This is a genomic window from Streptomyces sp. NPDC042371 (genome assembly GCF_056437465.1).
The window spans coordinates 224,229-243,452 of record NZ_JBWKAP010000011.1 but is presented as its reverse complement, the minus strand read 5'-3'; the positions used below and the strand labels follow the sequence as shown (position 1 = coordinate 243,452).

The following is a 19,224-nucleotide window of genomic DNA, read 5'->3' as shown; positions in this document are numbered from 1 at the left end:
CCGCTGCTCAGCGGATCCCGACGGCGGCCAGTGCGGCGCGCTGACGGGCGGAGAGCTTCGTCGGGAAGTACAGGTAGCACACGCCTCCCGTGCCCGAGACGACCTTTCCGCTGGCGTTGTAGCGCTTCGTCCGCAGCCAGATGTTCTCCCACTCGCGCCGCTTGTAGACGCGTCGCACCGCCGGATTGCTCGGCGACGCGGGGTCGTTGGCGATCACGTCGCCGTCCGCCGTGAAGCCGATGACGGTCATCAGGTGGCCCGCCGTGCCGTAGCCCGCGCCCGTCAGCTCGTCCCTGAGGAACGACTGGGACGTTATGGCCGGGAGGCCCGCCGCGATCAGGGACTCCAGCTCCGTGAGCGAGGCGAGCCGGGTCACCACGCCCTGGAGATCCTTGTAGGTCGAGGCGTACGCGGCGTTGAAGGGCCAGTTGCCGCAGCCGTTGTACTGGTAGTCGAACGTGTACCGGGCCGCGTGGCACACCTGCGGGTCCGCGTAGGACGGGTCGACCCAGGACAGGTCGTCCGACGTCGGCTTGCGGCCCCAGAACTCAATGATCATCTGCGAGGACGTGGGGCTGCACCAGGCCTCGCCGCCGTTGTCGTACTCGGGGTACTGGCCCGCGTGGATCTCCTGCGAGTACCGCGGGACCGTCAGCTCCTTGGCGAGTCCCGGCTTCGACGCGGGGACGGTGAAGCGGTCGGGCACCGCCGAGGCCATCGCGCCGAGCCGCCAGACCGTGGGGGTCCCGGTGGCGCCCGGCTTGCGGTAGAGGGTCAGGCGCAGCTGGTACGAGACGACGCGCAGGCCCGTGGTCGCGTCGTCGAGGGAGAGCGTGTCCGTCCACACCGTGGACTTGCCGTCGGTCTGGTCGTCGACCGAGGTCCGCCGGATGTCGGTCTCCTTGTCGTCCCCCGAGGTCCAGCGGCCCATCACGTACCAAGGAGTCTTCGTCTTGTCCGAGTACGTGCCGCGCAGCTCGACCTGGAGCCAGGTCCCGGCGGGGGTGCGTGCGTTCCAGGACGCGATCAGCTCAGTCGCGGGGACGGCGGAGCGGTGGGCGGGGGCGGTCCACCGGGCGTACTCCCAGGTGGCGGTCCTGCCGGTGTGCGGGTCCGCGTAGTCGGTACGGCCCGCGGGCTTCGCGATCCGCAGGCCGGGGCGGGTCCCCGCGACGGCGACGGTGCCCTCGTGGGCGCCGGAGCTCCAGTCCTTGTGCGAGGTCCAGAAGCGGTTGTCCACGAGGCGGTCCGCACGCGCCGGGCGGGCCGCGGGGCCGCCCGTGGCGGCCAGGGCGGGAGACGCGGTGGCCGCGAGGGCGGCCACCGCCACGGCGGTGGCCAGCACGGTTCTGCGGGACATGTCATCAGCTCGGTCTGATCGCTGCGGTGGGGCGGTGCGGTCGGGCCGGTCTGTGTGGTCGGGGTGGGCGGTGCGGTCAGCTCGGTCCATGGGGGACCCCCAGTCGACGTGGTTTCCGGCGGGATCCGGAAAGGTCGGGTCAGGTGCACGGAAGTGGGCCAACTATGGACGGTCCCTGCCGACTTCTGCCAGCGCTTCGGGCACTGCCGTACGCATCAATATTGGCCTCAACCAATGGCATGACCTGCGACGGCGCGCGGAACACATCCTTCCGCGGTCGTACCCTTGCCCGTGATGACCGGACACCCGCACACCCCGCTCCCCCGCCTCGCCGACACCCTGCGCCGCCTGCCGCCCTCCTGCGGCCCCGTCCGGCTCGTCGCCGTGGACGGGCACGCGGGCTCGGGCAAGTCGACGTTCGCCCGCCGGCTGGCCGAGGCGCTCGGCGGCGCGCCGGTCCTGCGGCTCGACGACATCGCCAGCCACGACCGGCTCTTCGACTGGACGGAGCGACTGCGGCGGCAGGTCGTCAACCCCCTCTCCCGCGGCGAGACGGCGCGCTACGCGACGTACGACTGGAACGAGCGGCGCTTCGGCCCGGCCGACGGGACCCTGCCGCCCGCGCCCGTGGTGATCGTCGAGGGGGTCGGCGCGGGCCGCCGGGCGCTGCGCCCGCACCTCGCCACCCTGCTCTGGATGGATGTGCCGCACGAGGAGGCATGGCAGCGGGGGCGCCTGCGGGACGGAGCGGTCCAGCGTGATTTCTGGGACGGCTGGGAACCCGAGGAGCTCAAGCACTTCACCGGGGACCCCTCCAGGCCCTTCGCGCAGCTTTTGGTGCGGCAGTGCCCAGAGGGATACGAGGTACTTCCGGGTCCCCATGTGACGCTTACAGAGGCCTGAATCATCACTCTAAGTGAGGGATCATCGGCGGTCCGCTGAACCCCCGGGAATCCACTTCCACTTGGCCCCAGAAGTTTTGGCGAGTGCTTCAACTCTGCTTGACCCAGGGCCCTTACAGGACTTACGTTCTGAATGTGCGGTCTTGCGAGGCCGCCCGCAGACGCGAAGCCCCCGGTTGTTCCCCCGTGATCGGGGGCTTCGTTCTGCCCTCCGAGCCCGAATTCCGGCCGCCGCGAGGCTCCATTCGCTCACGGTCAGTCACCATCGGGCCGACCCTTCGTCGGCGCTTTCCGGCCGATCGCCCGGTGCGGCACCCTACGGCCGACCGCTCCCCCGCAGGTACGATGCATCTCGGTGCGCCTTTTCGGACGACTGCTCTGCGCATCGAGGCAACTCCCGTCCGCAGCACAGTGGTTCAGCAGCGCAGTGGTTCAGCGCAGTCGCCGGCGGGCATCGGTCCGGCGGTACGCAAACGGGGGCACGGTTTGTGGGGGACCTGATGGACTTCGATGCGGTGGGCGCACCCGCCCCGGCCGACCTCGCCTGGCTCAGGGGCGTCGACGCCTACACGATGGGCGCCTATCCGCAGGCGGAGGACGAGTTCCGGACGGCGGTGCGGATGGACCCCGGGATGGCCGACGGCTGGCTCGGGCTGCACGCGCTGCGCATCGACACGACGACGGCGCTGCTGCGGATGTTCCAGCACCGGGACCGGTTCGGGGAGCAGCGCACCCGGCACGGCCGCGCCCTCAACTCCTGGTACTGGCTCGGCTGGTGGGTGCAGCCCGTCCTGGAGAACACGCGCGACCTGCTGCTCGCGCACGCCTCGCACTGGCTGGACGGCCGCCACGTCCCGGAGCTCGACCGGGCGCTTGCGGGGCTGCCCCCGGTCGACGCGGACCCGCAGGTGCGCTTCCTGCACGCCTGCCGCTCCTATCTGGTCAAGGACTGGGAGCAGTTGGTGCGGCACACGGACCCGCTGATCGACGACGCGATGCTGGGCATCGAGGCGGGCCTCTTCGGAGGCATGGCCCGGGTCCGCCTGGAGACGTACGGCCAGGCGGAACCGCTCCTGTCCGCCGCCCTCATGCGCTGCCGCAGCGAACAGCCCCAGCGCAAGGAGCTGCGCTACTGGCTGGCCCGCGCGCACGAAGGCACCGGCCGCTCGGCGGCGGCCCTGCCGCTGTACCGCGCGGTACACCGGGTCGACGCCTCCTTCATGGACACCTCGGCGCGGCTCGCGGCGATCTCCGAGGGCGACGGGTACGACGAGGCGGCCGACCTCGCCGCCGCCATCAGCCTCACTGGGGCGGGCCAGGACGTGCTGGAGGGGCCCGACGGCATCGACGTGCTGTTCGGCCCGGAGGGGCGCGACGTGAAGGTCACCGGACCCGAACTCCCCTCGAACGGCGGCCCGTCGGCCACGGACGGCACCACGGGGCCCGCGGGACCCACCGGATCCCCGGGAGCACCCGGGTCCTCGGTGCCCACCGACGCCGACGGCGTGCGCGAGAAGGCGATCATCCCGATCAAGGCGGGCCCGCCACAGCTGCCCCCTGGCCCCACCGACCCCGCGCTCCTGGAGGCCGCGCTCTCCGAACTGGAGGGCATGGTCGGCATGGAGCCGGTGAAACGCCAGGTCAAGGCGCTCTCCGCGCAGCTGAACATGGCGCGTCTGCGGGCCGCGCAGGGCCTTCCTGTGCAGCCGCCGAAACGACACTTCGTCTTCTCGGGCCCCTCGGGCACCGGCAAGACCACCGTGGCCCGCATCCTCGGCCGGGTCTTCTACGCACTCGGCCTGCTGGGCGGCGACCACCTCGTGGAGGCACAGCGCGCCGACCTCGTCGGCGAATACCTGGGCCAGACCGCCGTGAAGGCCAACGAACTGATCGACTCCGCGATCGGCGGGGTCCTCTTCGTCGACGAGGCCTACTCGCTCTCCAACTCCGGCTACGGCAAGGGCGATGCCTACGGAGACGAGGCCCTGCAAGTCCTCCTCAAGCGCGCCGAGGACAACCGCGACCACCTCGTCGTGATCCTCGCGGGCTACCCCGAGGGCATGGACCGGCTCCTCGCCGCCAACCCCGGCCTGTCCTCACGCTTCACGACCCGCGTCGACTTCCCCTCGTACCGCCCGCTCGAACTCACCGCCATCGGCGAGGTCCTCGCGGCGGACAACGGCGACGTCTGGGACGAGGAGGCCCTCGAAGAGCTGCGCTCCATCAGCGGGCACGTCGTCGACCAGTCCTGGATCGACGAGCTCGGCAACGGCCGCTTCCTGCGCACGCTGTACGAGAAGAGCTGCGCCTACCGCGACCTGCGGCTCTCCGGCTACCCCGGCGAACCGGGGCGCGACGATCTGTCGACCCTGCGGCTGCCCGACCTGATGCAGGCGTACGGCGAGGTGCTCTCGGGCCGCGGTCCGCAGGACACCCCGGGGGTCTGACGCCCCGGGGGGTCCCTGCGGGTCAGCCCACGCGGCTGACCGCGAGCGCGGAGTCCCTGGAGTCCTCCGGCGGCGTCCTCTGCACCGTGACCCGGTGCGCCGGGTCACGGACCTCCCCCACCAGGAGTTCCAGCACGTCCTCCAGGGCCACCAGGCCGAGCACCTTCCCTGACGCGTCGGCGACCTGCGCCAGGTGCGTCGCGGCGCGGCGCATCACGGTCAGGGCGTCGTCGAGCGGGAGCTCGGCCCGCAGCGTGGTCATCGGGCGCCACACCTGCTGCGGCACGGCACGCTCGGTCTCCTCCAGGTCCAGTACGTCCTTGACGTGGAGGTAGCCCATGAAGGCGCCGGTCTCCGCGCGGACCGGGAAGCGGGAGTAGCCGGTGCGCCCGGTGAGCTCCACCACCTCGGCGGGGGTGACCGACGGGCCGACGGTCACCAGCGAGACCGGATCGAGCAGCACGTCGGTGACCGGGCGCGAACCCAGCTCCAGGGCGTCCTCCAGACGCTCCTGCTCGACGGGGTCGAGCAGTCCCGCCTGGCCGGAGTCCTCGACGAGGCGGCCCAGCTGCACGCTGGTGAACACCGCCTCGACCTCGTCCTTGGGCTCCACCCTGAAGAGCCGCAGGACGACCCTGGCGCAGGCCCCGAGCGCCACGGTGACCGGCCTGCACAGCCGTGCGAAGGCGACCAGGCCCGGGCTGAACCAGAGGGCGGTCTTCTCGGGCGCCGCCATCGCGAGGTTCTTCGGGACCATCTCGCCGATGACGAGGTGGAGGAAGACGACGACGGCGAGCGCGATCACGTAGCCGAGGGGGTGGATCATGCCTTCGGGCAGGTGGACCGTCTCGAAGACCGGCTCCAGGAGGTGGGCGACGGTTGGCTCCGCCACCGCGCCGAGCGTCAACGAGCAGACGGTGATGCCGAACTGGGCGGCCGCCATCATCTGCGGCAGGTGTTCGAGGCCGTAGAGGACCTGACGGGACCGCTTGGTGTCCAGGGGCTCGATCTGGCTGCGGCGCACGGACACGAGCGCGAACTCGGCCCCCACGAAGAAGCCGTTGGCGAGCACCAGCAGGAGGGCGAAGAGGAGTTGCAGCAGGCTCATCGGAGTGCCTCCGCGGCTTCCACGACGGCGAGGGCGTCGTGGGTGTGCACGAGGCGCACCCGCTCCGCCCGGTAGTGCCCGACCTGGCGCACCGAGAGCCGCCAGCCCGGGAGTTCGGCCCGGTCTCCCGGCGCCGGGATGCGGCCGAGCAGGTCGGCGACGAGCCCGGCCACGGTCTCGTACGGCCCCTCGGGCACGTCGAGACCTATGCGCTGGAGCGTGTCGACGCGGCAACTGCCGTCGGCGTCCCACGCCGCCCTGCCGTCCTCGGCCGGTGCGGGAGAGAGCTCGGGCAGGTCGAGGTGGTCGTGCTCGTCGCGGACCTCGCCGACGAGCTCCTCGACGATGTCCTCGAGGGTGACGACGCCCGCCGTGCCGCCGTACTCGTCGACGACGACGGCGATGGGCTGCTCGCTGCGCAGCCGCTCCAGGAGGGGCTGCACGGGCAGCGTCTCGGGAACGAGCAGCGGGGACTGCGCGATGCGGCCCACGGGCGTCCTGAGGCGTGCGTGGGCCGCCACCGCGAGGGCGTCCTTGAGGTGGACCATGCCGACGATCTCGTCGATCCGCTCGTCGTAGACCGGGAAGCGGGACAGACCGGTGGCGCGGGTCAGGTTCACGACGTCCTCCGCGGTCGCCGACGACTGCAGCGCGCTGACCTTCACGCGCGGCGTCATGACGTGCTGTGCGGTCAGCTCGCCGAGGGAGAGGGTGCGTACGAACAGGTCGGCGGTGTCCTGTTCCAGGGCACCGGCCTGGGCCGAGTGCCTGGCCAGGGAGACCAGTTCGCCGGGGGTGCGGGCCGAGGCCAGCTCCTCGGCGGGCTCGACACCGAGGGTGCGCACGAGACGGTTGGCCACCGCGTTCAGGAGCGCGATCACGGGCCGGAAGAGCCGCGCGAACACGTGCTGCGGGCCCGCGACGAAGCGCGCGACCTGCAGCGGCCTGGACACGGCCCAGTTCTTGGGCACCAGCTCGCCGATCACCATCTGCACGGCGGAGGCGAACAGCATGCCGACGACCACGGAGACACCGCCGACGGCACCATCGGGGACGCCGACGGCGGTGAACGGGCCCGCGAGCAGCTGCGCGAGGGCCGGTTCGGCGAGCATGCCGACGACGAGCGAGGTGATGGTGATGCCGAGCTGGGTGCCGGAGAGCTGGAAGGACAGCTCCTTGAGGGCGTCGACGACCGTACGGGCCCTTCGGTCGCCGTCCGCCGCGGCCTTCTCCGCGTCCGGCCGCTCGACGGTGACGAGGCCGAACTCGGCCGCCACGAAGAAGCCGTTGGCGAGAATCAGCAGGAATGCCGCCCCGAGAAGCAGCAGGGGCACTGTCATGCCGCCGCCTCTCCGGTCGTGCCGGTCCCGGTATGTCGGGAGGGGGCGGCGCAGGTACTACAGGACGATCCGTCCATCGCCGGAGGGAGTCACTCCTCGGGTAGCAGGAGCCCCTGGGAGCCGGGCGGGCCCGTCAGGGGCGGGGCGACGCTCCATGCACGCCCCGCCACCAGATTAATCAAGACCGGGCACGGAACGTCCAGAGCCTGTTCGGTGGTTCGGCGCAGGGCCTAGCTCTCGCTGTTCGTACGGGCGTCCGCGAGGGCACGCAGGGTGCGGGCGTCACCGACGGCCTGCTGCTTGGCGATGCCCGGCTGGATGCCCAGAGCGGGCAGGCTGGTGCCGTCGCTGAGGTTCAGGAACACCCAGGGGTCGCCGGGCCGGAGGTTGACCTGCACGATCTCGGCCCAGGCGAGGCGGCGGCTGGTCGCGATGTTGACGACGGTGACGCCGGACTCGTCGGCGACGACCTTGGGCCTGCTGAGCAGCACGAGCACACCGCAGAGCAGCGCGCCGGTGAAGACGAAGCTGGCCCGCTCCCCCGGGCTGAGGGTGGGCAGCAGGAAGGCGATCACCGTGATCACCACGAAGATCGTGACGCCCGCGGTGAGCATGACGGCCCGGGTGCGCGTCGGCCGGAAGGTGACGGGCAGGGCGGGGAGGGCGGGGCTTTCGGACATGAGGCTGGTGCTCCTACCGGTTCAGGGGGCCGGTCAGAGGCGGCAGGCGTGGATGGCCGTGGTCAGGATGGCCCGGGCGCCGATGGCGTACAGGTCGTCCATGATCCGCTGGGCCTCCTTGGCGGGGACCATGGAGCGGACGGCCACCCAGCCCTCGTTGTGCAGCGGGGAGATCGTTGGCGACTCCAAGCCCGGGGTGAGGGCGACGGCCTGCTCCAGGTGCTCGGCGCGGCAGTCGTAGTCCATCATCACGTACGACCTGGCGACCAGGACGCCCTGGAGGCGGCGCAGGAACTGCTGCACCTTCGGGTTGTCGGTGTCGGCGCCGGTGCGCCGGATGACGACGGCCTCGGACTTCATGATCGGCTCGCCGAAGACCTCCAGGCCCGCGTTGCGCAGGGAGGTGCCGGTCTCCACGACGTCCGCGATGACCTGGGCGACGCCCAGCTCGATGGCGGTCTCGACGGCGCCGTCCAGGTGCACGACGGAGGCGTCGACGCCCTGTTCGGCGAGGTGCTTGGCGACGATGCCCTCGTAGGAGGTCGCGACGGTCTTGCCCGCGAGGTCCTTGATGTCGCTCGCCGTGCCCGGCTTCGCGGCGAAGCGGAAGGTGGAGCGGGCGAAGCCGAGCGGCAGGATCGCCTCGGCGTCGGCGCCGGAGTCGATCAGCAGGTCCTCACCGGTGATGCCGATGTCGAGCCTGCCGGTCGCGACGTAGATCGCGATGTCCTTGGGCCGCAGGTAGAAGAACTCGACCTCGTTGTCGGGGTCGACGAGGACGAGCTCCTTCGACTCCTTGCGCTGCTGGTAGCCCGCCTCATGGAGCATCGCCGACGCAGGTCCGGACAGTGAACCCTTGTTGGGGACGGCGATGCGCAGCATGAGGCGGGCTTCCTTTGCGTGATGGGTGGGTTGAGCGGACGTGGTGGACGTACGGCTCAGAGGTGGGCGTAGACGTCGTCGAGGGAGATGCCGCGGGCGACCATCATCACCTGTACGTGGTACAGGAGCTGCGAGATCTCCTCGGCGGCGGCTTCCTTGCCCTCGTGCTCGGCGGCCATCCACACCTCGGCGGCCTCTTCGACGACCTTCTTGCCGATGGCATGGACGCCCTTGTCGACCAGCTCGGCGGTGCGGGAGGTCGCGGGGTCGCCGTTGGCGGCCTTGTGCTGGAGCTCGGTGAAGAGCTCCTCGAAAGTCTTCTTGGACATGATGGTCGCCACTCTACGCGGCCGGGCGGTCCCCCTCAGCGCCAGGGTTCGGAGATGGTACGGAGCGTGGTCGCCGTGGCGACGGCCGCGGTGACCGCTTCGTGGCCCTTGTCCTCGCGGGAGCCCTCGATGCCCGCGCGGTCCAGTGCCTGCTCCTCGGTGTCGCAGGTCAGCACGCCGAAACCGATCGGAACACCGGTGTCCACGGAGACCTGGGTGAGACCCTGCGTGACGCCCTGGCACACGTAGTCGAAGTGCGGGGTGCCGCCGCGGATGACGACGCCGAGCGCGACGATCGCGTCGTATCCGCGTCCGGCGAGGACCTTCGCCACGACGGGCAGCTCGAAGCTGCCGGGGACGCGCAGCACGGTCGGCTCGCTGATGCCGAGCTCGTTCAGGGCGCGCAGGGCGCCGTCGACGAGGCCGTCCATGACCTTGTCGTGCCACTGCGCTGCGATCACCGCGACCCGCAGGTCGCCGCAGTTCTTCACGCTCAGTTCGGGTGCACCCTTGCCGCTCACGCGCTTCTCCTCAAGATCTTCTGACCGTGGTAGCTGCTTGCTTACTGGGCTTACTGGTTTCCGCAGGCGGACACGTCGGTGGTGTCCAGCCAGGGCAGGTCGTGCCCCATCCGGTCCCGCTTGGTGCGCAGGTACCGAAGATTGTGTTCGCCCGCCTCGACGGGCATGGGCTCGCGCCCGGTGACCTTCAGGCCGTGCCGCAGGACCGCGTCGGTCTTGTCGGGGTTGTTGGTCATCAGCCGGACGCCGAGGACACCGAGGTCGCGCAGGATCTGCGCGCCCGCCCCGTAGTCACGGGAGTCGGCGGGCAGGCCGAGCTCCAGGTTGGCGTCGAGGGTGTCGCTGCCCTGCTCCTGGAGGGCGTACGCGCGCAGCTTGGAGAGCAGGCCGATGCCGCGCCCCTCGTGGCCGCGCAGGTAGACGACGACGCCGCGTCCCTCGTCGGTGATGCGCCGCATGGACGCCTCCAGCTGCGGGCCGCAGTCGCAGCGCAGGGAGTGGAAGACGTCGCCGGTCAGGCACTCGGAGTGGAGGCGGACGAGGACGTCCTCGCCGTCGCCGATGTCGCCGTGGACGAGGGCGACGTGCTCGACGCCGTCGACGGTGGAGCGGTAGCCGTACGCCGTGAAGTCGCCGGCGGCGGTGGGCAGGCGGACCTCGGCCTCGCGGCGGACGGTGGGCTCCGCGGAGCGGCGGTAGGCGATCAGGTCCTCGATGGAGATGATCGTCAGGCCGTGCTTGCGGGCGAACGGGACCAACTCGGGCAGCCGCAGCATCCTGCCGTCCTCGCCCGCGATCTCCACGATGGCCCCTGCGGGGCGCAGCCCGGCGAGCCTGGCGAGGTCGACGGCGGCCTCGGTGTGGCCGTTGCGCGCGAGCACGCCGCCGGACTTGGCGCGCAGCGGGAAGATGTGCCCGGGACGCACGAAGTCGTCCGCGGCGGCGTTGCCCGAGGCGAGGAGCTGCAGCGTGGTGGCGCGGTCGTCGGCGGAGATGCCGGTGCTCACGCCGTGCGCGGCGGACGCGTCGACGGAGACGGTGAAGGCCGTGCTCATCGACTCGGTGTTGTGCTCGACCATCTGCGGGAGCCGGAGCCGGTCCAGCTCGTCACCCTCCATGGGCGCGCAGATCAGCCCGCGGCACTCGCTCATCATGAAGGCGACTATTTCCGGCGTCGCCTTCTCGGCGGCGACGACGAGGTCGCCCTCGTTCTCGCGGTCCTCGTCGTCGACGACCACGACGGGGCGGCCCGCCGCGATGTCGCGGACGGCCTGCTCGACGGGGTCGAGGGAGAGGTCCATGGTGTCTTCTTCGCTGGCGGCGCTGCGCCAGACTGGTGCCACAGTCATGCCGGGGCTCCTTCCATGACGGGCTGCGAGGCGGCCGCGCGGGAGCGCAGCCACCAGTCGCGCATGCCCCAGAGGACGAGGGCGAGGTAGACGACGTACACGAGTCCGGAGAAGGCGAGGCCGCTGCTGAAGGCGAGCGGCACGCCGACCACGTCGACGAGCAGCCAGGCGAACCAGAACTCGACGAGACCGCGGGCCTGGGCGACCATCGCGGCGAGCGTGCCGACGAAGATGTAGGCGTCGGGCCAGGGGTTCCAGGACAGGTCGGGGACGGCGCTGAACAGGGCGCCGACGGCGAGCGTGCCGACCGCGGTGCCCGCGACCAGGACGCCCCGCTCCTTCCAGGTGGCGAACCGGATGGCGATGGAGCCGTCCTGCGCCTGCTGCCTGCCGCGCGTCCACTGCTGCCAGCCCCACAGCGCGACGCCGATGACGAGGAGCTGCTTGCCGACGCCGCCGGACAGCTGCGCGGAGGCGTAGGCGGCGACGAGGATGACGCCGGACAGGAACTGGGCGGGCCAGGTCCAGATCGAGCGCCGCCAGCCGAGCGCGAGGGCGATCAGGCCGACGGTGTTGCCGATCATGTCGGACCAGAGGATGTGCTGGTCGAAGGCCGTGAAGGCTTCGGAGTTGAGCCAGTTCACTTGGCGGCCTCCTGGGACGGCACTTGAGCACGGTCGCCGAGCAGGCGCTCGACGTACTTGGCGATCACGTCGACCTCGAGGTTGACCGGGTCGCCGGGCTGCTTGATGCCGAGCGTGGTCAGCGCGAGGGTCGTGGGGATGAGGCTGATGGTGAAGTGGTCGGGGCCCGCGTCGACCACGGTGAGGCTGACGCCGTCGACCGTGATGGAGCCCTTCTCCACGACGTAGCGGGAGAGGTCGGCGGGGAGCGAGATCTTGACGATCTCCCAGTTGTCGGACGGCTTGCGCTCGACGACGGTGCCGACGGAATCAACGTGACCCTGCACGATGTGTCCGCCGAGGCGGGCGCCCACCGAGGTGGGGCGCTCCAGGTTGACGCGGGAGCCGACCGCGAGCGCGCCGAGGCTGGACCGGTTCAGGGTCTCGGCCATCACGTCGGCGGTGAATTCGTCGCCCTCGTGCTCCACGACCGTCAGACAGACGCCGTTGACCGCGATGGAGTCGCCGTGCTTGGCGCCCTCGGTGACGACGGGGCCGCGCAGGCGGAAGCGGGAGGCGTCGGGGAGGTTCTCGACGGCGGTGATCTCGCCCAGCTCTTCGACGATTCCGGTGAACACTTCAGTGCTCCTTCGCTACGAGGGTCGCGGTGATGCGCAGGTCGGGGCCGATGCGGACGGTCTCGCTCACGTCGAGCCGCAACGCTTCGGTGATGGTCGTGATTCCGCCGCCGGTCAGGGCGGCGGGGCCCGCGCCGAGCAGGACGGGGGCGAGGTAGCCGACGACACGGTCGACGGCGCCTGCGGCGACGAAGGCTCCGGCGAGCGTCGGACCGCCTTCGAGGAGGACGGACCGCACCCCGCGCGCGTGGAGCACGTCGAGGAGGGCCCGGATGTCCAACCCGCCCTCCGCGCGCGGGATTCGGACCGTCTTGTCGGTGTCGTACGCGGGTGAGGCGTCGTCGGCGACGGCGATCAGGGTGGGCGCCGCGTCGTCCAGGACGCGGGCGCCCGGCGTGAGCGCGGTGCCGTTGGTGTCGACGACGACGCGCAGCGGCTGCACGGCAGCTGTTTCCGTGTCTGCGACGACGCGCACGGCGAGGTGCGGGTCGTCGGCGCGCTGGGTGCCGGAGCCGACGACGACGGCGTCGCACTCGGCGCGCAGCCGGTGCACGTCGGCACGGGACTCGGCGGAGGTGATCCAGCGGCTGGTGCCGTCGGCGGCGGCGATGCGGCCGTCGAGCGTGGCGGCGTACTTCCAGGTGACGTGGGGGCGGCCGAGGCGCACGGAGGTCAGCCAGGCGGCGTTCACCTCGGCGGCCGCCGCCTCCAGCAGGCCCTGCTCGACCGGGATTCCGGCCGCGCGCAGGGTCTGGGCGCCGCCCGTCGCGGCCGGGTTCGGGTCGCCGACCGCGTACACGACCCGGGCGATGCCCGCGTCGATGAGGGCCTGCGCGCACGGGCCGGTGCGGCCGGTGTGGTTGCAGGGTTCGAGGGTGACGAATGCGGTGCCGCCACGGGCCCGCTCGCCCGCCGCGCGCAGGGCGTGGACCTCGGCGTGGGGTCCGCCCGCGCGCTGGTGCCAGCCCTCGCCGACACTCTCGCCCGCGGCATCGAGGATGACGCAGCCGACGACGGGGTTGGGGCTGGTGGAGCCGAGGCCGCGGGCGGCCAGCGTGATGGCGCGCCGCATGGCGGCTGCTTCGGCTACGGCGGTGGCCACCGGGTCTCCTGCCTCTTCGGGCACGGACTCCGGGGCACTGTCGATGACGACAGAACGTACGGGCAACGACACCTGGAGCGACGCCTGCGCCGGATGACAGCTGTCCCCGGAAACCCGGAAACCGCTCCCGGCCGAGGCCAGGAACAAGCCATTACGGCGGCGTGCACAAAAGATGCCCGCCCGCCGCGCACTGCCTCCCATCCGGACTTTCACCGTCGGTCCAGGAATTTCACCTGGTCAACCGGCCGCTGGAGGCGGCCGGGTCGCGGACTGTAACCGCCGGTTCGGAATTACACCGACCCCGGAGTGCGCTGCTTCTGGTACGAGGCCAGTGTGCCATGGCCGGTCGCGGGCCATACGGGTGACCGCCTGTGGGCTGGCTCACAGCATCAACCATTCAACATCATGTTCAACCAACTTGGTCCAGACCTATTGACGCACTGGTCTAGTCCTCTTAATCTCACCGTCACCTCCGAGGAGCAGGAGCCGACGGTGTGCGCACGCCGGGGCCCCAGAACGATCCACATCTGTGCCAGTTGTGTTGTTCCGCCCCGCTCGTGTTCCGCACCGTTCCCAGGAGGCTCCCCTTGCCGTCCCCCAACCGCGCGAGACCCACGCTCCTCGCGTCCGGCGCAGCCGTCGCCGGACTGCTGCTCAGCCTGGTCTCCGGCGGCGCCACGCACGCCGCCGCCGACGACGCGTCCTGTCGCCCCGACGGCCTCTACCAGACGCCCGGCGTGAACGTCCCCTACTGCTCCGTCTACGACAGCGACGGCCGCGAGAAGATGGGCGCCGACCACCAGCGCCGCACCATCGGCTACTTCACCGGCTGGCGCACCGGCAAGAACGGCGAGCCCGCCTACCTCGCCAAGGACATCCCGTGGGACAAGATCACCCACGTCAACTACGCCTTCGCGCACGTCGACAAGGACAACAAGCTCTCCGTCGGCTCCGACAGCGAGAAGAACGCCGCCACCGGGATGACCTGGCCGGGCGTCGAGGGCGCCGAGATGGACCCGTCGCTGCCCTACAAGGGCCACTTCAACCTGCTCAACAAGTTCAAGAAGAAGAACCCGAACGTCAAGACGCTGATCTCGGTGGGCGGCTGGGCCGAGACCGGCGGCTACTTCGGTGACGACGGCAAGCGCGTGAACTCCGGCGGCTTCTACTCGATGGCCACCAACGCCGACGGCTCGGTGAACCAGGCGGGCATCGACACGTTCGCCGACTCGGCGGTCGCCTTCATAAAGAAGTACGGCTTCAACGGCGTCGACATCGACTACGAGTACCCGACCTCGATGAAGGACGCGGGCCATCCGCTCGACTACCCGCTCTCCAACGCCCGCCGCGGGGGCCTCGTCAAGGGCTACGCGGCGCTGATGAAGTCCCTGCGCCAGAAGCTCGACAAGGCGGGCGCGGCCGACGGCAAGCACTACATGCTGACCGTGGCGGCCCCCTCCTCCGGCTATCTGCTGCGCGGCATGGAGACCTTCCAGGTCCAGAAGTACCTGGACTACGTCAACATCATGTCGTACGACCTGCACGGCGCCTGGAACGAGTACGTCGGCCCCAACGCCTCGCTCTTCGACGACGGCAAGGACGCCGAGCTCGCGGCCGCCAACGTCTACGGCAGCTCCCAGTACGGCGGCATCGGCTATCTGAACACCGACTGGGCGTACCACTACTTCCGCGGCTCGATGCCCGCCGGTCGCATCAACATCGGCCTGCCGTACTACACCCGCGGGTTCAAGAACGTGCAGGGCGGCACCGACGGGCTGTGGGGCAAGGCGGCCGCGACCAGCTGCCCGGCCGGTTCCGGCCTGACCAAGTGCGGTGACGGCGCGGTCGGCATCGACAACCTCTGGCACGACAAGGACGACAACGGCAAGGAGTCGCCCGCGGGCTCCAACCCGATGTGGCACGCCAAGAACCTGGAGAAGGGGATCGTCGGCGACTACGTCACCAAGTACGGCTTCCCCGCGGACACCAAGCTGTCCGGCACCTACGCCCGCAAGTACGACTCCACGCTGGTCGCCCCGTGGCTGTGGAACGCGGACAAGAAGGTCTTCCTTTCGACGGAGGACGAGGAGTCAGTGGCGAAGAAGGCCGACTACGTGGTCAACCGGGGCATCGGCGGCACGATGATCTGGGAGATGGCGGGCGACTACCGCTGGAACGCCACCAAGGGCCAGTACGAGATGGGCGACACGCTCACCTCGCTGATGTACGACAAGTTCAAGGCCGCGAAGCCGTACGGCGCCAAGGTCTCCAACAAGGAACTGCCCGCCAAGGCCGTCGACATCGGCGTGGAGTTCGGTGACTTCAAGCTGGGCGACTCCAACTACCCGATCACGCCCAAGGTGAAGATCACCAACAACACGAAGACGGCGCTGCCCGGCGGCACGGAGTTCCAGTTCGACTACTCCACCGCGGCTCCCGGAAACGCCTCCGACCAGTCCGGCTTCGGTACGAAGGTGATCAGCAGCGACCACACGGGAAGCAACGTCGGCGGTCTGAAGGGCGACTTCCACCGGGTCTCGCTGAAGCTGCCCGCCTGGCAGTCCCTTGCACCCGGCGCCTCCGTGGACCTCTCGTTCAACTACTACCTGCCGGTGTCCACGCCGTGGAACTGGACGGTGAACATCAGCGGCACGACGTACGCGCTCGCCGGTGACCTGGCGCGCGGCACCACGGTCGTCGAGCCCGGCGGCGGGACCGGACCGACCGACCCGCCGGACCCGACCGACCCGCCGACGCCCGGCAAGTGCACGGCACCGGCCTGGGGTTCGACCGCCGAGTACGGCAGCGGGACCAGCGTGTCCCACAAGTCCCACACGTGGAAGGCCAAGTGGTGGACGAAGGGCGATGAGCCCGGCGCGGGTGGCGAATGGGGGGTTTGGCAGGATCTCGGCGCCTGCTGACTGTCCTGAGTGCTCACGCCCGTGGGATTTGGCACCCTATGGGCGTGAGCACTGCAGCGGCACTGGCCGAGGAGTTCGAGTCCCACCGCCCCCGGATGTTCGGCCTGGCCTACCGGATACTCGGATCCGCGCAGGAGGCGGAGGACGCCGTTCAGGACGCGTATCTGCGCTGGAACGGCACACGGCGCGAGGACATCGCGCAACCGGCCGCCTGGCTGGCCAAGACCGTCACGAACCTCTGCCTGACCAGGCTGACCACGGCCCGGGCCCGCCGCGAGCAGTACGTGGGGACCTGGCTGCCGGAGCCGGTCATCACCTCGGGCGGCACCCTCGGACCGCTGGAGTCGGCGGAGCAGCGGGACGCGGTCTCGATGGCCCTGCTCGTCCTCCTGGAGCGGCTGACGCCCAGAGAGCGCGCGGTGTACGTGCTGCGGGAGGCCTTCGCGTACAGCCACCGGGAGATCGCGGGCGTCCTGGACGCGAGCGAGGCGGGCTGCCGCCAGCTGTACCGCAGGGCCGCCCGGGCCGTCGCCGAGGCACGGCCCCGCTTCGCGCCGGGGCACGAGCTGCGGCAGCGGTTCGTCGAGTCGTTCATCGCCGCGGCCCGCGAAGGTGATGTCGTCGGCCTGGAGAAGATACTGGCCAGGGACGTGACGTGGTGGGGCGACGGCGGCGGCAAGGTCGCCGCGGCGGTCACGCCCATCCTCGGGCGCGACAACGTCCTGCGGTTCCTGGTCCGCATCAAGGCGAACTTCGGGGCCGCGGAGGTCTCGTTCGCCGAGGTCAACGGCGCGCCCGCGCTGGTCATGCGGGTGGCGGGGCACCTGACGGCCGTCGCTTCTTTCGAGGGAGGCGACGGAAGGGTCACCGGGGTACGGTCGGTGGTCAACCCTGACAAGCTCGCGTTCGTGGAACGCCAACTGGCCGCCGTATGAAGACGAAGGAGCCCCGTGATGAGCACGATCCTGGTGACCGGCGGTACCGGAACCCTCGGCCGCCTCGTGACCGAGCGGTTGCGTGCGGACGGTCACGAGGTGCGGGTACTCAGTCGCCACACGCGGCCGTACGCCGTCGATCTGCGCGAGGGCACCGGCCTGGACGCGGCGGTCACCGGCGCGGACGCGATCGTGCACTGCGCGACCACGGTGCGCGGCGGTGACGAGCGCGCCGCCAAGAACCTGATCGCGGCGGCGCAGAAGGCAGGCGTCGCACATCTGGTCTACATCTCGATCGTCGGCATCGACCGGGTGCCGCTCGGCTACTACAAGACGAAGCTCGCGGTCGAGCGGCTGATCGAGGAGTCAGGGCTGGGCTGGACCGTGCTGCGGACCACCCAGTTCCACGACCTGGTCCTGCGGATCATGGAGGCGTCGGCGAAGCTCCCCGTCATGCTGCTGCCCGGCGGGGTCAGCGACCAGCCGATCGAGGTCGGCGAAGTGGCGGACCGCCTCGCGCAGTTGGCTGCGGCGCCTCCGGCGGGCCGGGTCGACGACATGGGAGGCCCCGAGGTCCGCACCTTCCCGGACCTGGCCCGCGCCTATCTGCGGGCGAGCGGCAAGCGGCGCCGGGTGCTGCCGGTGCGGCTCGCGGGCCGGACGTACCGGGCGGCGCGGGCGGGCGGTCATCTGACGCCGGGGCGGGCCGTGGGCAAGGGGACGTTCGAGGAGTACCTGGCGGTGCGGTCGAAGGGCGCGCGGCGGTGAGGCAGGGGCGTACGACGGTGCGGCAGGGACGCGCGTGAGCCGCGCGTCTCAGTGACCCGTCGGCGGCCCGAAGAGCTCGTCCTGCGCGGCGTCCCGCGCGGCGAGCAGCGCACCCCTCAGCACCGCGGCCCCGCCGAGCCTGCCCGCCCGCACCTCGGTGCGCAGCGGCGACATGGCGGTGACCCGGTCCGTGACGCGGGCGGCGAGCTCGGCGCCGCCCGCGCGGCCCACCTCGCCGCCCAGGACCACACAGCCGGGGTCGAGGATCGCGGCCATCGCCGCCGCACCGACGGCCACCCGGTCGGCCACGGCGTCAAGGAAGGCGCTCTCGCCGGTCTCGACCGCGCGCCGCACCACGTCGGCGCCGGACATGCCGGGCTCCAGGATGCCGTGCTCCGCACCGAGTTCACGGAGCGCCGCGGCGCAGGCCAGCGAGTGGAAGCCGCCCTCGCAGCTGGTGGCCGACGGCAGGGTGCTCGTGCCCGGCACCGGCAGGAAGCCGATCTCGCCGGTGCCCCCCGACGCGCCCCTGCGCAGCACGCCGTCGAGCACGACGGCGGCGCCGACGCCGTCGCCGAGCCAGAGCAGCACGAAGGTGTCGCGGTCGTGCGCGGCGCCGTCCCTGCGCTCGGCACGGGCCGCGAGGTTGGTCTCGTTCTCCACGAGGACACGGGCGCCGAGCCGCTCGTGAAGGGCGCCCGCGAGGCGGCGGTGCCAGGCGGGCAGCGCGGACGTGTCGTGCAGGTCGCCGGTGGTGGGGTCGATGAGTCCTGGGGCGCCGATGCCGACGGTGTGCAGGCGCTGCACACCGCCCTCAGTGGCCGCGCGCTCGACGAGGGCCACGGCACGCTCGACGGCGGGCCCGGTGCCGGTGCCGCCGCCGATGGGCGCGGAGGCCTCGGCGAGCACCGCGCCGAGCAGATCGGTCACGACGACGGAGACGCTCTCGGTGCGCACGTCGAGGGCGGCGAGATGGGCGCGGTCGGCGACTATGCCGTAGAGCCGCGCGTTCGGGCCGCGCCGCTGGGCGCCCGCCTCCCCCACGACCGTGATGAGCCCGGAGCCCTGGAGCCGCTCGACGAGGTCGGCCACGGAGGGCCTCGACAAGCCCGTGAGCTGCTTCAACTGGTTCGCGGTGAGCGGGCCTTCGCTCTGCAGGAGCCCCAGCGCGAGCCGGTCGTTGATGGCTCGGGCGGTGCTCGGTGAGGCAGGCGAGACAGGCATGGCCGGATCCTCCCATAGAAAGCTTCTATTTATCAGGCAGGCTTCCTGATAGTTTACGTCGCCGTACCGAGGCACCACCTGGGAGGGGCGGAGCG

17 protein-coding genes and 1 riboswitch are annotated in these 19,224 nt (G+C 71.1%); of the genes, 5 read left to right on the top strand and 12 right to left on the bottom strand.

The window, feature by feature from the left end:
* Nucleotides 1-7 precede the first annotated feature (7 nt).
* Nucleotides 8-1,360 carry a peptidase C39 family protein gene (locus AC068B_RS31300; protein ID WP_478674905.1) on the bottom strand — a complete coding sequence of 451 codons (1,353 nt, stop codon included), beginning with the start codon at nt 1,358-1,360 and terminating at the stop codon, nt 8-10.
* Nucleotides 1,361-1,654: 294 nt separating this feature from the next.
* On the opposite strand from AC068B_RS31300, the gene AC068B_RS31295 reads away from it, so the two are divergent.
* Together AC068B_RS31295 and AC068B_RS31290 are read left to right on the top strand one after the other, a co-directional pair.
* Entirely contained in the window at nt 1,655-2,263 is a 609-nt protein-coding gene (locus tag AC068B_RS31295) for a uridine kinase family protein (RefSeq protein WP_478674904.1), read from the top strand.
* A gap of 499 nt (nt 2,264-2,762) precedes the next feature.
* A complete protein-coding gene (locus tag AC068B_RS31290; protein ID WP_478674903.1) occupies nt 2,763-4,709 on the top strand; it encodes an AAA family ATPase in 1,947 nt (648 codons plus the stop codon).
* A 22-nt stretch (nt 4,710-4,731) separates the two neighbouring features.
* On the opposite strand, the gene AC068B_RS31285 is transcribed toward AC068B_RS31290, so the two are convergent.
* From AC068B_RS31285 to ribD, 10 genes are all read right to left on the bottom strand, one after another.
* Complete coding sequence (locus AC068B_RS31285) at nt 4,732-5,817, bottom strand: hemolysin family protein (RefSeq protein ID WP_478674902.1); 1,086 nt, start codon at nt 5,815-5,817, stop codon at nt 4,732-4,734.
* On the bottom strand, nt 5,814-7,157 hold the full coding sequence (locus AC068B_RS31280) for a hemolysin family protein (RefSeq protein ID WP_478674901.1): 1,344 nt from the start codon (nt 7,155-7,157) through the stop codon (nt 5,814-5,816). Before AC068B_RS31280 ends, AC068B_RS31285 begins: the two co-directional genes overlap by 4 nt.
* Nucleotides 7,158-7,387: 230 nt before the next feature.
* Nucleotides 7,388-7,837 carry a PH domain-containing protein gene (locus AC068B_RS31275; RefSeq protein ID WP_468568716.1) on the bottom strand — a complete coding sequence of 150 codons (450 nt, stop codon included), beginning with the start codon at nt 7,835-7,837 and terminating at the stop codon, nt 7,388-7,390.
* Between the two features lie 33 nt (nt 7,838-7,870).
* On the bottom strand, nt 7,871-8,719 hold the full coding sequence (gene hisG / locus AC068B_RS31270; protein WP_468568718.1) for an ATP phosphoribosyltransferase: 849 nt from the start codon (nt 8,717-8,719) through the stop codon (nt 7,871-7,873).
* A 56-nt stretch (nt 8,720-8,775) separates the two neighbouring features.
* Nucleotides 8,776-9,048, bottom strand: a complete 273-nt coding sequence (locus AC068B_RS31265; protein ID WP_055564821.1) for a phosphoribosyl-ATP diphosphatase — start codon at nt 9,046-9,048, stop codon at nt 8,776-8,778.
* Nucleotides 9,049-9,083: 35 nt separating this feature from the next.
* Nucleotides 9,084-9,569 carry a 6,7-dimethyl-8-ribityllumazine synthase gene (gene ribH / locus AC068B_RS31260; RefSeq protein WP_478674900.1) on the bottom strand — a complete coding sequence of 162 codons (486 nt, stop codon included), beginning with the start codon at nt 9,567-9,569 and terminating at the stop codon, nt 9,084-9,086.
* Nucleotides 9,570-9,619: 50 nt separating this feature from the next.
* Complete coding sequence (locus tag AC068B_RS31255; RefSeq protein ID WP_478674899.1) at nt 9,620-10,918, bottom strand: bifunctional 3,4-dihydroxy-2-butanone-4-phosphate synthase/GTP cyclohydrolase II; 1,299 nt, start codon at nt 10,916-10,918, stop codon at nt 9,620-9,622.
* Nucleotides 10,915-11,502 carry a nicotinamide mononucleotide transporter family protein gene (locus AC068B_RS31250; protein WP_356259030.1) on the bottom strand — a complete coding sequence of 196 codons (588 nt, stop codon included), beginning with the start codon at nt 11,500-11,502 and terminating at the stop codon, nt 10,915-10,917. Before AC068B_RS31250 ends, AC068B_RS31255 begins: the two co-directional genes overlap by 4 nt.
* A gap of 56 nt (nt 11,503-11,558) precedes the next feature.
* Nucleotides 11,559-12,179, bottom strand: coding sequence for a riboflavin synthase (locus tag AC068B_RS31245; RefSeq protein WP_478674898.1), 621 nt, complete (start codon nt 12,177-12,179; stop codon nt 11,559-11,561).
* Nucleotide 12,180: 1 nt separating this feature from the next.
* Nucleotides 12,181-13,281, bottom strand: a complete 1,101-nt coding sequence (ribD, locus tag AC068B_RS31240; protein ID WP_478674897.1) for a bifunctional diaminohydroxyphosphoribosylaminopyrimidine deaminase/5-amino-6-(5-phosphoribosylamino)uracil reductase RibD — start codon at nt 13,279-13,281, stop codon at nt 12,181-12,183.
* Nucleotides 13,282-13,464: 183 nt separating this feature from the next.
* Nucleotides 13,465-13,595: riboswitch (FMN riboswitch) on the bottom strand.
* A 273-nt stretch (nt 13,596-13,868) separates the two neighbouring features.
* Between ribD and AC068B_RS31235 the strand changes: the two genes are divergently transcribed.
* From AC068B_RS31235 to AC068B_RS31225, 3 genes are read left to right on the top strand one after another with little or no spacing between them, the layout of a single operon-like run.
* Nucleotides 13,869-16,202 carry a chitinase C-terminal domain-containing protein gene (locus AC068B_RS31235; protein WP_478674896.1) on the top strand — a complete coding sequence of 778 codons (2,334 nt, stop codon included), beginning with the start codon at nt 13,869-13,871 and terminating at the stop codon, nt 16,200-16,202.
* Between the two features lie 44 nt (nt 16,203-16,246).
* Nucleotides 16,247-17,137 (top strand): RNA polymerase sigma-70 factor, encoded by an 891-nt coding sequence (locus tag AC068B_RS31230; RefSeq protein WP_468568727.1) that lies wholly within the window; start codon nt 16,247-16,249, stop codon nt 17,135-17,137.
* 18 nt (nt 17,138-17,155) lie between these two features.
* The gene (locus tag AC068B_RS31225; RefSeq protein WP_478674895.1) at nt 17,156-17,905 is read left to right on the top strand and encodes an SDR family oxidoreductase; all 750 of its coding nucleotides are present in this window, start codon (nt 17,156-17,158) and stop codon (nt 17,903-17,905) included.
* Nucleotides 17,906-17,953: 48 nt separating this feature from the next.
* Here AC068B_RS31225 and AC068B_RS31220 read toward each other — a convergent pair whose 3' ends face one another.
* Nucleotides 17,954-19,129, bottom strand: coding sequence for an ROK family transcriptional regulator (locus AC068B_RS31220; RefSeq protein WP_478674894.1), 1,176 nt, complete (start codon nt 19,127-19,129; stop codon nt 17,954-17,956).
* Nucleotides 19,130-19,224 lie beyond the last annotated feature (95 nt).

Coding starts and splice junctions, on each gene's coding strand:
- AC068B_RS31300 (WP_478674905.1), bottom strand. CDS start 1,360: ATGTCCCGCAGAACCGTGCTGGCCACCGCCGTGGCGGTGGCCGCCCTC.
- AC068B_RS31295 (WP_478674904.1), top strand. CDS start 1,655: ATGACCGGACACCCGCACACCCCGCTCCCCCGCCTCGCCGACACCCTG.
- AC068B_RS31290 (WP_478674903.1), top strand. CDS start 2,763: ATGGACTTCGATGCGGTGGGCGCACCCGCCCCGGCCGACCTCGCCTGG.
- AC068B_RS31285 (WP_478674902.1), bottom strand. CDS start 5,817: ATGAGCCTGCTGCAACTCCTCTTCGCCCTCCTGCTGGTGCTCGCCAAC.
- AC068B_RS31280 (WP_478674901.1), bottom strand. CDS start 7,157: ATGACAGTGCCCCTGCTGCTTCTCGGGGCGGCATTCCTGCTGATTCTC.
- AC068B_RS31275 (WP_468568716.1), bottom strand. CDS start 7,837: ATGTCCGAAAGCCCCGCCCTCCCCGCCCTGCCCGTCACCTTCCGGCCG.
- hisG (WP_468568718.1), bottom strand. CDS start 8,719: ATGCTGCGCATCGCCGTCCCCAACAAGGGTTCACTGTCCGGACCTGCG.
- AC068B_RS31265 (WP_055564821.1), bottom strand. CDS start 9,048: ATGTCCAAGAAGACTTTCGAGGAGCTCTTCACCGAGCTCCAGCACAAG.
- AC068B_RS31255 (WP_478674899.1), bottom strand. CDS start 10,918: ATGACTGTGGCACCAGTCTGGCGCAGCGCCGCCAGCGAAGAAGACACC.
- AC068B_RS31250 (WP_356259030.1), bottom strand. CDS start 11,502: ATGATCGGCAACACCGTCGGCCTGATCGCCCTCGCGCTCGGCTGGCGG.
- AC068B_RS31225 (WP_478674895.1), top strand. CDS start 17,156: ATGAGCACGATCCTGGTGACCGGCGGTACCGGAACCCTCGGCCGCCTC.
- AC068B_RS31220 (WP_478674894.1), bottom strand. CDS start 19,129: ATGCCTGTCTCGCCTGCCTCACCGAGCACCGCCCGAGCCATCAACGAC.